Source organism: Nocardia yamanashiensis NBRC 100130 (assembly GCF_001613325.1).
Taxonomy (GTDB): Bacteria; Actinomycetota; Actinomycetes; order Mycobacteriales; family Mycobacteriaceae; genus Nocardia; species Nocardia yamanashiensis.
This window is the reverse complement of record NZ_BDCD01000016.1, coordinates 260146-274505: the sequence shown is the minus strand read 5'-3', so window position 1 is coordinate 274505 and position 14360 is coordinate 260146. Positions and strand designations below refer to the sequence as shown.

Genomic DNA, 14360 nt, shown 5'->3' with positions numbered 1-14360 from the left:
AGCCTCACTTTCCAGGCAGGAAAGTGAGGAATTATCATGGAGTACATCGCTCCCGATCAAGCTCGCGCCGCCCTCGAAGCGGCCGCACGCGCCGAACGCCAGGTGGCCGCGGAAGTCGGCCTCCCCCGCGCCTATTGGTGGGGCATGGCCGCCGGCTGGCTGGTGCTCGGCATCGTCGGCGACCTGGGCCCGCAATGGCTCGTCATTGCCGCCACCCTGGCCTTCGGCATCGGCCACTCCACCATCGCCTCCCGGCTGCTGGACGGCCGCAGCCGCACCGGCCAGGTCCGGGTCAGCGCCGAAACCGCCGGCCGCCGTGTGCCCTTGGTAGTGATCGCAATGCTGCTCGGCCTGGTCGCGGTCACCATCGGAGCAGCCTTCGCCCTGAACGCCGACGGCGCCCGGCACCCCGCCATCTGGTCGGCCGTGTTCGTCGCGGCCATCGTCGGCTTCGGCGGCCCGGAGATCCTGCGCACCCTGCGCGCCTGGGTGCGGGCATGACCAACGCCCGGTTCGACGAACTCATCCACCCCAGCACCCGGCTGTCGCTGGTCGCCACCCTGGCGGCAGCCGACTGGGCCGAGTTCGCCTACCTCAAAGACCGCCTGGCCCTCTCGGATTCGGCCCTGTCCAAACAGCTAGCGACTCTCGAGGACGCCGGTTACGTCACCACCGAACGCCGCCTCGACGGCGCCCGCCGCAAACTACGCGCCCGCCTGACCGACACCGGCCGCACCGCGTTCCACGGTCACATCGCCGCCCTACAGGAAATCGTGGCGAGCGCGACACCGCCCCCGGACTGAGCCGGGGGCGGCCGGGACCGTGAGGCGGCCGGTCAGCCGCCGGCCCGCAGTCGCGATTCCAGCAGCGGTGCGATTTCGGCGGCCTTGTCCGCGTTCAGCATTCCGGTGTGCCATTCGTCGATGGCGATCTGATCGATGCGGCCGGTGATGTGGCTGCGCCAGGTGTCGGCCAGGCGGTCGCGGCCGGATTCGCGGCCGGCGGTGAACAGCACCGCGTCGCCGGTGAATCGGCCGGGGAGGTAGGGCAGCGGGTTGGAGAAGCTTTCCAGTACGCGCTGGACCTGTTGCGGGGCCAGGATTCCCGCGCGGCCGATGCGTTCGGCGATCAGGGTGTAGAAGTCGTCCAGCTCGCCGATTTCCGGGATCTCGTCCAGTTCGAGGATGTCGCGCCAGCCGCCGAGGATGCGGGAGACGGCTTCGGTCACTTCCTTTCGCGTCGGTGCGGCGGTTTCGCCGGCGCCCGATTCGGGGGTGGCGTCGACCAGGGCGAGCAGTCCGACCGGGCGGCCGAGCTCTTGCAGCCGCACCGCCATGGCGTGTGCGATCTGCCCGCCGAGGGACCAGCCGAGCAGGTTGTAGGTGGCGTCGGGGCAGCGTTCCAGGATCTCGCGCACGTACCGGTCGGCGTAGGCGTCGACCGAATCCAGTCGGGATTCGCCGGCGACGATGTACGGGTCCTGCAAGCCGTAGACCGGACGGTCGGGTGCGAGGTGCCCGACCAGCGCGCCGTACACCCAGGCCAGGCCGCCGCCGGGGTGCACGCAGAACAGCGGTGAGCGATCGCCGGAGGAGCGCAGCGGCGTCAGGACGCCGAGCGAGATGTTCATCGGGTCGGCGCCGCGGTCCAGGGCTCGGGCCAGCGATGCCGGGGTGGCGTCGGAGAACAGCTCGTTGTATTGCAATTGCGATCCGCTGCGGGCGAGCACCAGGGAAACGACCTGCACCGCGGACAGCGAGTTGCCGCCCAGGGCGAAGAAGTCGTCGTCCGCGCCGACCGGCTGCACGCCGAGGACTTCGGCGAAGACGTCGGCGATCAGCTGTTCGTTCGGCGTCGACGGCGCCCGGAAAGCCCGCACCGGCAGTTCGGGATCCGGGAGCGCCTTGCGGTCGATCTTGCCGGTGGCGGTCATCGGCATGGCGTCGAGAACCATCACCAGGTCGGGAACCATATAGGCGGGCAGGTGCTGCGCGGCCGCGCTCCGGATCGCCTCCGGGTCGGCTTGCTGTCCGGGTGCGGCCACCACATAGCCCACCAAACGAGCGGTGGCACTGCCGTTTTCGCTTTCCTTCGCGTCCCGGATCATGGCGACGGCCTGTTCCACGCCCGGCACGGCGACCAGCGCCGCTTCGACTTCGCCCAGTTCCAGGCGCTGTCCGCGCACCTTCACCTGGAAGTCGGAGCGGCCCACGAATACCAGTGCACCCGAGCCGGATTCGTCGGCGGCCCAGCGCACGAGATCGCCGGTGCGGTAGAGGCGGTCGCCGGGCGCGCCGTACGGATCGGCGACGAAGCGCTCGGCGGTCAGCCCGGCCCGGCCGCGATATCCGCGCGCCACACCGGGTCCCGCGAGGTACAGCTCACCCACCACGCCGACCGGCACCGGGCGCAGCCAGGCGTCGAGCACCGCCACCGACATGCCCGTGATCGGTTCGCCGATGGCCGGCGGCTGCTCCGGGAGCAGTTCCGCGCCGGTCACCCAGATGGTGGCTTCGGCCGGGCCGTAGAGGTTGTACACCCGGCGTGAGCCCGCGCTGTCGGTGCGCGACCAACGTGCCGCCAGCTGGGCGGTGGCGCGGTCGCCGCCGGTGAGCAGGACTCGAAGGTCGTCGAGCGCTTCGGGTTCCAGGGTTGCCGCCACGGCGGGCGTCAGGAACGCGTGGCTGATGCGCTGGGCTCGCATGAGCTCGGTGAGCGGCTGGCCGCCGTACACCTCGGCGGGTGCGACAACCAGCGTCGTGCTCGCCGCGACCGACAGCAGCAATTCCAGGATGGCGGCGTCGAAGGTCCGTGCGGCCACCGCGAGTACCCTTGCGTTGGAATCGATTTCGCAGCGGCGCAGATGATCGGCCATCACGGCGGCGAATCCGGCGTGCGTGACCTCCACGCCCTTGGGGCGACCGGTAGAACCCGAGGTGTACACCACATAGGCGGTGCTCGTCGGCCACACCACTCCACGCCGATCGGCCTCGGACAGGGCAGTGGCCGAATAGCGATCGAACTCCGCGGGGTCATCGGCCAGGAGCCACGCCACACCGTCATCCGGAACCGACCCAACGTACTGCCGCGACGTAATACCCAGCCGCACAACAGAATCGGTGCAGACGAACCGATTCCGTTCGATGGGATGGGCCGGATCCACCGACAGGAAGGCCGCGCCCGTCTTGGCGACCGCCCACACGCCGAGGACCCATTCCAGCGACCTCGGCACGGCCACGGCGACCACGGCTTCCGGTCCGGCGCCCTGCTCGATGAGCCTGCGCGCCAACCGGTTCGACCGCTCGTCGAGTTCCCGGTAGGTCAGCGTGCGGTCACCGTCTCGCAGCGCCGTCCCGTCCGGGTTCGCGGTCACGGCGGCCGCGAGCAGCTCCGGGAGCGTCACCACGTCCGCGGCAGCGCGATCATTGCGGCCCCAGACGTTGAGCAGCTGCTCCCGCTCGGGCACCGACAGGGTGTCGACCTCGCGCACCGGAATGCCCGGATCGGCGGCCAGAGCGGCGAGTACGGTACGCAATCGCCACGCCAGCGCCGCCATCGTGACGGCGTCGAAAAGTTCGGTGGCATAGCTCATTCCGACCGGGATCGCGCCCGCCGCATCGGGGGCGTCGGTGAGGGTGAAGGTCAGATCGAACCGCTCGATGCCGGTGTCCGCGCCGGTGACGGTCGCTTCGACCCCGGGCAGCGAGAATCCGGCCGCGTCGAGATTGTGGAAGCCGAGCATCACCTGGAACAGCGGATGCCGGGCCTGGCTGCGCGGCGGGTCGAGGGCCTCCACGACCTGTTCGAACGGAATCTCGGCGTGCGCGAAGGCATCCAGGTCGGCGTCGCGGACCGCGGCGAGCAGTTCGCGGCCCGGCATCGACTCGTCGACGCGGGTGCGCAGCACGACGGTATTGACGAACATGCCCACCAGATCGTCCAATTCGGCCGATCCGCGCCCGGCCACCGGGGTGCCGACGGCGATGTCGGCGCAGCCGGACAGCCGTGCCAGCACCACGGTCAGCGCGGCGTGGAAGAGCATGAACAGGGTGACCCCGGTGTCCTGGGCGAGGCGTTGCAGCCCGGCCACCAGCTCCGGTTCGAGGACGAACTCGTGCCGGGCCCCGCGATGGGATGCCACCGCCGGACGCGGCCGGTCGGACGGCAGCTCCAAGGTCTCCGGCAGTCCGGCGAGCCGGTCGCGCCAGTAGCCGAGTTGTTGTGCGAGCACGGATTCCGCGTCCTCGGCGGTGCCGAGCAGTTCGCGCTGCCAGAGCGTGTAGTCGGCGTACTGCACCGGCAGCGGTGACCACCGCGGCTCCCGTCCGACGCTCCTGGTCGTGTACGCGGCGGCCAGGTCGCGGGCCAGCGGGGTCATGGAGAACCCGTCGGCGGCGATGTGATGCACCACGAGCACCAGGACGTATTCCTCCGCGCCCACCGCCAGCAGTCGTGCCCGCAGCGGAATCCGTTCGGCCACATCGAATCCCATCGACACGATGTCGGCCACCACGCCTTCGATCTCGTGTTCGCGCACCGGCCGCGCGGTCAGGTCGACGTCCACCGCCTCCCGCAGCCGCGCGACCGGGGTCACCACCTGGTAGGGCACGCCGTCGGCGTCCGGGTACCTGGTGCGCAGTACCTCGTGGCGGGCCAGCACATCCCACAGCGCCGCCGCCAGCGCGGCCGTATCCACCGCGCCGGACAGGCGCAGCACCAGCGGAATGCTGTAGGCCATGGATTTGGGTGCGAACCGGTTCACGAACCACATGCGCTGCTGCGCGAACGACAGCGGCACGCGTTCCGGGCGCACCCGGGGGCGCAGGCGCGGACGTTCGAGTTCGGCCGCAGCGGTCATCCGGGTCGCCAGCCGCGCGGCCAGGTCGCCGACCACCGAGGTCTCGAAGACGTCCCGCACCGCCACCGGGGCACCGACGCCGTCGGCCAGTCGCGCCGCCAATCGGGTGGCCGACAGCGAATTCCCGCCGAGGGCGAAGAAGTCGTCGTCGAGGCCGACCCGGTCCACGCCGAGCACCTCGGTGAACACCGCGGCCACCCGCCGTTCCACCGGTGTCGCCGGGGCCCGGAATTCCGTGACTTCGATGACCGGCCGCGGCAGCGCCTTACGATCGACCTTGCCGCTGGTGTTCAACGGCAGCGTGTCGAGCACCGTCACCACATCGGGCACCATGAACCGCGGCAGCCGCTCCCCGACCGCCTTGCGCACCGATTCGGCGACCACCACCCGCCCCGGCCCGGCCACCACGTACGCGGCCAATCGCGCACCGGCGGAACCGTTCTCGCCGGGCACGTGCACGACCACGGCCTGCGCGATCCCGTCCAGATCGCACAGCGCCGCCTCGATCTCACCGAGCTCCAGCCGCTGTCCACGCACCTTGACCTGGAAGTCGGAGCGGCCCAGGTACTGCAATTCCAGCGCGTCCGCGACGAGGTCGGTGACAGTCGACAGCGCCGTGTCGGAGTCGGGCACAGTGGATGCCGCCGTGCGGGCGTCAGCCGCACTGGATGAGCCGGTGGCGGAGTCGGCCGTGGCGGAGTCGGCGGCACCGGCCAGCCAGCGCACCAAGTCGCCGGTGCGGTAAAGCCGTTGTCCGGGCGCACCGTACGGGTCGGCGACGAAGCGTGCGGCGGTGAGGTCCGCGCGGCCGCGATATCCGCGTGCCACACCAGGTCCCGCGACGTAGAGCTCGCCCACCACGCCTACCGGCACGGGCCGCAGCCAGGCGTCGAGGACCAGCAGGCGCAGTCCGGCGATGCCCGCGCCCATGGTGACCGGCTCGCCGGCCCGCAGTTCGCGGCTGACCGTGGTGATGATGGTGGCCTCGGTCGGCCCGTAGGAGTTGAACATGCGCCGGGTTCCGGCGCGGTCGGTGTGCGCCCAGCGGGCCACCAGTTGCGGCGTGAAGTGCTCGCCGCCGACCCAGACGATGCGCAGTTCGTCGAGTTGGTCCGGGTCGAGCGAACCGGCGACCGACGGGGTCAGCCAGGCGTGCGTAATGCGTTCGTCGCGCATCAGCTCGGTCAGCGGCGGACCGCTGTACACGTCGTCGGGCGTCATCACCAGCACGGCTCCGGCGGAGACCGCGAGCAGGAATTCCAGCACGACCACGTCGAAAGTCCGTGCGCCCACGCCCAGGACGCGGGAGCCGGCGTGCACCGCGTACCGCTGCCGGTGGGCGGCGGCGAGGGCGCCGAGCCCGGCGTGGGTGACCTCGACGCCCTTCGGCCGTCCGGTCGAACCCGAGGTGTAGATCACGTAGACCGTATTGCCGGGCCGTACCGCCGCGTGCCGATCGCTGTCGGTCACGGGGCCGTCCGGGCACTGCGCGATGGCCTGGGCCACGCTCGCGTCGTCCAGTACGAGCCATTCGGGTCCGTCGTCCGGCAGTGCCCTGCGATGACGCTCGGTGGTAATACCCACCCGCACACCGGAATCCGTGCACACGAACCGATTCCGGTCCTCGGGATGGGCGGGGTCCACCGACAGGAATGCCGCCCCGGTCTTGGCGATCGCCCACACCGCGAGCACCCATTCCAGCGAGCGTGAGACGCCGATCGCGACCACGGACTCCGGGCCGATGCCCTGCCCGATCAGGTACCGGGCCAGTCGATTCGACTGTTTGTCCAGCTCGCGATAGGTCATCCGCCGGTCACGTTCCAGTACGGCCGCACCGTCAGGATTGGCGGCGACCACTGCCGCGAGCAGGCCCGGCAGGGTCACCCCGGCGGGATCGGCCCCCTCGAGCAGCCGGGCGTCGGCGTCGGGAATCGGCCGGTGCAGCAGGCGATCTCGCTCCGCCGCACCGAGCAGCTCCAGGTCTCGCACCGGTATGGCCGGGTCCGCGCCGATCGTGCCCAGCAGCAGCGCCAGCCGCTCCCCCAGCGCCGCGACCGCGCCCGCGTCGATCAACTCGGGCCGGTATTGCAGGCGGATGCGCAACTCGTCCTGGTGAATCACGGTGCAGGACAATGCGAAATGCGTGGAGTCGGTGCCCGTCACACCGGTGAGCTCCAGTCCGCCCAGATCGGTCACCTGGCGCAGTCCGCGCGCGTCCACGGGATAGGACTCGAGCACCATGGCGGTGTCGAACAACAGGTCGTTGCCGGTGAGCGCGTGTATATCCGGCAGCCCCAGATGGTGATGGTCGAGCAGGGCGGCCTGTTCGGCGTGGATACGGGTCCACAGCGCGGTCACGGTTTCGGCGGGGTCGAGCCGGACGCGGGCCGGAATCGTATTGATGAACAGGCCGATGGTGTACTGGGCGGCCGGCAGTTCGGCGGGCCGCCCGGAAACGGTGGCGCCGAACACGATATCGGTGTGACCGACGGCCTGGGCCATGATCATCGCCCAGGCCGATTGCAGCACGGTATTGAGCGTCACGCCGGCGTCGGACGCGGCGTTCAGCAGCGCCCGGGTCGCGGCGGCGTCGATCACGAGCGCGTGATCGGCGGCCGCGCCGGTGGCGGCGGTGGCGTGATCGGCGATGAGCGCGGGTTCGAGACCGTCGAGAGCCGCGGACCAGGCGGTCAGGGCGCCTTCGCGATCACGAGTTCCCAACCACGCCAGGAAGTCTCGATACGAGCCCGCGGGCAGGGCCGATTCCCCGCCGCCCGCATAGTGGGTGAACAGATCCGTGACCAGCAGCGGCCAGGACCAGCCGTCGAGGATGACGTGGTGGTCGGTCAGGATCACCGCCCACCGATCAGCGCCCAGCTTCGCCACCGTGGCGCGCAGCAGTGGCGCCACGGCGAGATCGAAGCGCCGGGCCTGCTCGGATGCGGCGAGCACGGTCAAGCTCGCTTCGGGATCCGGCTCACCACTCAGATCGACTACCTGCCAAGGCAATTCGACGTCGTCACATACCACGGCCACACTCGTCCCACCAGCGGTGGTCGTGAATGCCGTGCGCAAGCTCGTGTGGCGCTCCAGCAGCACACTGGCAGCGCGGTGCAGCCGGTCCAGGTCGAGCGGACCGGACAGGCGCAGCGTCACCTGGGCGGCATAGACGTCGACGCTCGTGCCGTGATCGGCCAGGTGGGCGTGGAACAGCAGCCCGGCTTGCAATGGCGTCACCGGCCACACATCCGACAGCGACGGATACGCCTGTTCGAGTGCGGTGACATCATTCTGCGTCAAGGCGACCAGCGGGAAGTCCGAGGGCGAATGCCCGCCCGCGCCCGGCGTTTCGGCGTGCGCGGCGATAGCGGTCAGCGCCTCGGTCCACAAACTCGCGAGCTCTTCGATCTCGGCGCGGTCCAGGAGGGTGCGCGGGAAACGGAAGTCGGCGCGCAAGCGGTCCTCGAGCACGATCGCGCTCACGTCGACCGCGACGGTCACCGGCATCGCCGGATCCGGTGCGACCGTGAGTTCCCCCAATCCGCCGTCGATGCCGTCCGTGCCGGACACGCGGCCCAGGTAGTTGAACCCGATCCCGCCCGGCATCCGATCCGGCAGTCGCGCGGCGGTTTCCGCATTGAGATACCGCAGCAGTCCGTAACCGATGCCCTTGTCGGGGATCGAGCGCAGGGTTTCCTTCACCGCCAGCACCGCTGCCGCGACCGCGTCGCCGCCGGTGGTGACGGCATCGGCGTCGATGCCGGTGAGGTCGAAGCGAACCGGGAACATGGTCGTGAACCAGCCGACGGTGCGGGACAGATCCGCTCCGGGCACGACCTGTTCTTCGCGGCCGTGGCCCTCCAAGCGCACCGAGATCGACGGCTCGTCGATACCGCGGCGAGTACGCCAGATACGAACGGCTACGGCCAGACCCGCCAGCAGTCCGTCATTGACGCCGCCGTGGAAGGCCGCCGGTACCCGCGTCAGCAAGGTCTGCGTCACCGTCTCGGGCAGCTCCACACCGACCTGTTCGAGGGTCGCGGCGGTGTCGATCGCCGGATCCAGTTCCCGGCCGCCCCAGTTCGGATCGACGTCCGCGGCCATGCGCTGCCACAGTTCGAGCTCGGCGATCCGTGCGGGTTCGGTTGCGGCACCGGCGAGTCCGTGCGCCCACCGGCGCATCGAGGTGCCGACGGGCTCCAGCGCCGGGACCGCACCCGCCTGCGCCTGCGCGATGGCCGACAGCAGATCCGGGGCCAGTACCCGCCAGGAGACGCCATCGATGACGAGGTGGTGCGCCACCACCAGCAGCCACCCTGCCGCACCGTCCGCGGGTGCGAGGTGAACGAACTGGACCATGACCCCGGCGTCCGGGCGCAAGCGGCCCAGTGCCGCATTCAGTTGTGCCGCTGTGGTTTCGGTGGCGAGCTGCCACCCGGCCTCGGTCTCGACGTCTGCCTCGATCACGCAGTTGCGCAATACCACCCCGGCCTCGACGTCCGCGGGCGGTGCGACGACCAGCGACCAGTCTCCGGAGTCGCCGCGGTGCAGCCGCGAGCGCAGCAGGTCGTGCCGTTCGAGCACGGCCTCGACGGCGACGGCCACATCCGCTGCGGCAGCGCCCGCGGGCAATCGCAACACGACGTGCTGATCGAAGCGGTCGTATCCCCTGCCCCACTCCACCATCCACTGCGCCACGGGCAGCAGCGGCATCTCGCCGACACCGCCACCGGCCAGTTCGGCGAGGCCGGTCGTGGCCGAACCATCGAGCACGCGTGCGCATTTCGCCAAGCGCGCCGGTGTCCGCTGCTCGAACACATCGCGCGGCCCGAACACGACGCCCTGGGCGCGCGCCTGTGCCACCACCTGGATGGAGACGATCGAATCGCCACCGAGCGTGAAGAAGTCGTCATCGACGCCGACGCGTTCCAGCCCGAGTACTTCGGCGAAGATCCGGGCGAGGATCTCCTCGACCGGTGTGGCCGGGGCACGGAATTCCCGGGGCGCGAAGACCGGTTCCGGCAATGCCCGCCGGTCGATCTTGCCGCTGCCGGTGAGCGGCAGTTCGGCCAGCACCATCACCAGGTCGGGCACCAGGTACGCGGGCAGGTGTTCCCCCACCGACCGCCTGACCTGCTCGGCATCCACCACAGTGCCCGGTTCGGGCACGACGTATGCGACCAAATGCGCACCGCCGCCGTTGTTTTCGCCCGCGCCGTGTACGAGCGCCACGGCCTGCGCGATGCCTGCCACGGCGGTCAGCGCGGCTTCGACCTCGCCCGGTTCCAGCCGTTGGCCGCGCACCTTCACCTGGAAGTCGGAGCGTCCGACGAATTGCAGCATGGCGGCGCCGGATTCGCCGACCCAGCGCACCAGGTCGCCGGTCCGGTACAACCGTTGTCCGGACGCACCGAACGGATTGGGCACGAACCGCGCCGCCGTGATCCCGGCCCGCCCGAGGTAGCCGCGCGCCAATCCCGCGCCGGCCACATACAATTCGCCGACCACGCCCGCCGGCACCGGTCGCAGCCACGCGTCCAGTACGAGCGCGCCCGCACCGGCGATCGGACCGCCGATGCCCGGGGTGCGGTCCGGGGCCAGTTCGGCGCCGGTCACCCAGATCGTCGCCTCGGCCGGTCCGTACAGGTTGTGCACCCGGCGCAGTCCCGCCGCATCGGTGCCCGACCAGCGCGATACCAGCTGCTGCGGGCACCGGTCACCGCCGGTGGCCACCAATCGCAAATCGTCGAGCCCGGCGGCATCCAGCGACAGCGCCACCGACGGGGTGAGGAAGGCGTGCGTGATCCGCTGGGCGGCCAGCAATTCCCGCAGTGGCTGTCCGCCGTAGACGTCCGCAGGCGCGATCACCAGCGGTGCGCCGCCGGAGACGGCCAGCAGGAGTTCGAGAATCGCCGCGTCGAAGGTCCGCGCGGCCACGGCCAGCACTCGGGAGCCCGGATCGACGGCGCAGCGTCGCACGTGGTCGGACACCACGGCCGCCAAACCGGCGTGCGTGACCTCGACCCCCTTCGGGCGGCCGGTCGACCCCGACGTGTACACCACGTAGGCGGTGTTCTCCGGGCGCACGTTCGCGCGCCGATCCGCATCGGTCATGGCCGCGCCGGACCAGTGCGACAGGTCGATGCGGTCGATGTCCACCGTCTCCAGCCCGGCGGCTTCGAATCCCGGATCACCTTGCGTCAGCACACAACTCGCCCCGGCATCGACGCAGACGAACCGGTTCCGGTCCAGCGGATGCGCCGGATCCAGGGACAGGAACGCGGCGCCGGTCTTGGCGATCGCCCAGACCGCGAGCACCCACGCCGCCGAGCGCGGGGCGGCGATCGCCACCACCTGCTCGGGTCCGATGCCCTGCGCGATCAGCGCGCGTGCCAGGCGATTCGAACGATCATCCAGTTCGCGGTAGGAGATGCGCTGTGCGCCTTCGACGATCGCGTCACCGTCCGGTGCGATCGCCACCGCCGCCGCGAGCACCTCGGGCAGGGTGGTCCCGGCGGCCGGGTATCCGGTGTCGTCGAGCCCGTCCAGGGCGGCCAGGTCGAGGTCGCAGGTGCCGATCCGGCCCCATTCGTGCACGAGCTGATAGCGCTGGGATGCGGAGAGCGCCTTCACATCTCGCAGCCGGACCGCCGGGTCGCGGGCGATGGTGCGCAGTACCCGCTGCAGCCCTGCGGCGAACGAGTCGATCTCCGACGCGTCGAACAGCTCCGGCCGGTATTGGAGCCGTATTCGCAGGTCGTCCTGGAGCCGTGCGGTGCAGGACAGCGGATAGTGGGTGCCGTCGGCGGCGTCGACACCGGTGATCGCCAGCTCGCCGCTGCCGACCGCGTGCTCGATATCGCCCATGTCGACCGGATACGACTCGAGCACCATCAGAGTGTCGAAGAGGCTGTCGTGGCCGGTGAGCGCGTGGATGTCCCGCAGCCCCAGGTGCTGGTGTTCCAACAGCGCGGCCTGTTCGCCGTGCAGGCGCGTCCACAGGCCGGTCACGGTCTCGTCGGGGCGCAGCCGCACCCGGGTCGGGATCGTATTGATGAACAGGCCGATGGTATGCCCGGCGGCGGGCAGTTCACCGGGCCGCCCGGACACCGTCGCGCCGAAGACCACGTCGGTGCGGCCGACGGCCTGGGCCAGCATGATCGCCCAGGCGGATTGCAGGACGGTGTTCGCGGTGACGCCGGCGGAGGCGGCGGCGGCCACCAGTTCCCGGGTTTCGGCGCGGTCGATGACGATCGACTGTTCGGCCACGGCGCCGGCGGTGGTGCGCGGCGGGCCCGCGAGCAGGGTCGGTTCGGCTCCGTCGAGCGCCCGCGACCAGGCGGTACGGGCGGCGTCGCGATCGCGAGTCGTCAACCACGCCAGGTAATCCCGGTACGAGCCGGCGTTCCAGGCCGGCTGCGCACCGGCGTATTCGGTGAACAGTTCGGTGATCAGCAGCGGGTAGGACCAGCCGTCGAGGATGACGTGATGGTTGGTGAGGATCAGCGCCCAGCGATCGGCGGCCACCGCGACCAGGGTGAATCGCAGCAGCGGTGGGGCGGCGAGATCGAAGGGGCGGGCCAGCTCGGCCGCCGCCAGCGCGGTGAGCCCGGCCTCCGGATCGGCATCCCGGGTGAGATCGACTACTTGCCAAGGTAATTCGACGTCGTCACAGACCACCGCCACACTGCGGCCGTCGGTGGTGGCGGTGAACGCGGTTCGCAGTCCATCGTGGCGGCGCACCACGGTAGCGGCGGCGGCGCGCAGTCGTCGCGGGTCCAGCTGTCCGGTCAGCCGCAGAGTCAGCTGTGCGACATAGGCATCGGTTTCGGCGTCGGCTCCGGCCAGTTCGGCGTGGAACAGCAGACCGGTCTGGAGCGGCGTGAGCGGCCAGACGTCGGCGAGCGCGGGATAGGCGCGTTCCAGGGCCGCGATATCCGGTTGAGCAAGGTTCACCAGGCCGAAGTCCGAGGGGGAATGCCCACCCGCACCGGGTGTTTGCGCGTACTCGGTGATCGTCGTCAGCGCCTGCGACCACAGGTCCGCCAATTCCCGGACCTGTGCCCGATCGAGCAGGCTGCGCGGGAAGCGGAACACCGCCCGCAGCCGGTCCTCCACGACGATGGCGCTCACATCGACGGCGACCGTCACCGGCATGTCCGGGTGCGGGGATCCGCTCAGCTCACCCAGGCCGCCGTGCAGGCCACCGCTCCCGATATCGGCGGCCGAGATCCGGCCCAGGTAGTTGAAGCCGATCCGGCCCGGCATCCGATCCGGCAGCAGCGCCGCGGTTTCCGGGTTGAGATAGCGCAGCAGGCCGTACCCGATGCCCTTGTCGGGTATCGAGCGCAGTGTCTCCTTGACCTCCCGCACCGCGACCGCGAGCGCGTCCCCATCCGCTGCGGCCTCGGCGTCGATGCCGGTGAGGTCGAAGCGGGCCGGGAACATGGAGGTGAACCAGCCGACCGTGCGCGAGAGGTCCGCGCCCGCGACCACCTGCTCCTCGCGGCCGTGCCCCTCCAGGCGGATCAGCACCGAGGGGTCGTCGCCGCCGTGGCGGGCACGCCAGCTGCGCACCGCCACCACCAGTCCCGCGATCAGGGCGTCATCGACGTTGCCGTGGAACACGGCGGGCACCCGGGACAGCAGGGACCGGGTCACCGATTCGGGCAGCCGCAGTTCGAGCTGTTCGAGCGTGGCGGCGGTATCGATCGCGGGGTCGAGTTCCCGGCCGCCGAGAACCGGATCCGCGCCCGCCGTCAGCTGTCGCCAGTAATCCAGTTCCGCCGTCCGGGCCGGGTCCATGGCCGCATCCTGCAGCCCGTGGGACCAGCGCCGCATGGACGTGCCGACCGGTTCCAGCTCCGGATTCCGGCCCGCCACAGCTTGTTCCAGCGCTGACATCAGGTCCGGGACCAGTACGCGCCAGGACACCCCGTCGACCACCAGGTGGTGCGCCACCACCAGAAGCCAGCCCGGGGTGCCGTCCTGCGGGTCGAGCCAGACGAATCGCACCATCGCACCGTCTGCCGGGCGCAAGCGGCGGATGGCCGAATCCAGTTCCGCCGCAGCGATATCGGCGACGGCGATCCGGCCCGCCTCGCTGTCCTCGACGGCTTCGAGGGCCCGGCGATGCAGCACGGAGGCCGCGTCCGGCGTGCCCGCCGGAGCCACCACCAGCGACCAGCTGCCGGTCCGATCGGACCGCAGGCGGGAGCGCAGCATGTCGTGCCGCTCGAGGACCGCGTCGAGCGCCACGGTCAAGCATCGGTCGTCGACCCGGGCCGGCACGCGCAGCACCACATGCTGTTCGAACCGGTCGAATCCCTTGCCCCACTCCACCATCCATTGCGCCACCGGCAGCACGGGCATTGCACCGATGCCGCCGCCGTCCAGTTCGGCCAGCGTCTCGGCGGCCCCGGTCGCGGCGCAGGCGGCCAGCCGGGCGGGGGTGCGCTGTTCGAAAACGTCGCGCGGGCCGAACAGCACGCCGCGGGCGCGC

3 protein-coding genes (1 of these 3 running past the window's edge) are annotated in these 14360 nt (G+C 70.7%); 2 read left to right on the top strand and 1 reads right to left on the bottom strand.

The features are described 5' to 3' along the window. The first annotated feature begins 36 nt into the window (after nucleotides 1-36). Together NY1_RS17840 and NY1_RS17835 are read left to right on the top strand one after the other, a co-directional pair. Entirely contained in the window at nucleotides 37-501 is a 465-nt protein-coding gene (locus NY1_RS17840; protein WP_067714131.1) for a hypothetical protein, read from the top strand. After that, the gene (locus NY1_RS17835) at nucleotides 498-803 is read left to right on the top strand and encodes a transcriptional regulator (RefSeq protein WP_067714130.1); all 306 of its coding nucleotides are present in this window, start codon (nucleotides 498-500) and stop codon (nucleotides 801-803) included. Before NY1_RS17840 ends, NY1_RS17835 begins: the two co-directional genes overlap by 4 nt. A gap of 32 nt (nucleotides 804-835) precedes the next feature. Here NY1_RS17835 and NY1_RS17830 read toward each other — a convergent pair whose 3' ends face one another. Continuing rightward, nucleotides 836-14360, bottom strand: the 3' end of a protein-coding gene (locus tag NY1_RS17830; RefSeq protein ID WP_084535066.1) for a non-ribosomal peptide synthetase. The gene runs 14918 nt beyond the window's last position; only the last 13525 of its 28443 coding nucleotides appear in the window; the start codon falls outside the window, past its right edge; its stop codon occupies nucleotides 836-838.

Coding starts and splice junctions, on each gene's coding strand:
- NY1_RS17840 (WP_067714131.1), top strand. CDS start 37: ATGGAGTACATCGCTCCCGATCAAGCTCGCGCCGCCCTCGAAGCGGCC.
- NY1_RS17835 (WP_067714130.1), top strand. CDS start 498: ATGACCAACGCCCGGTTCGACGAACTCATCCACCCCAGCACCCGGCTG.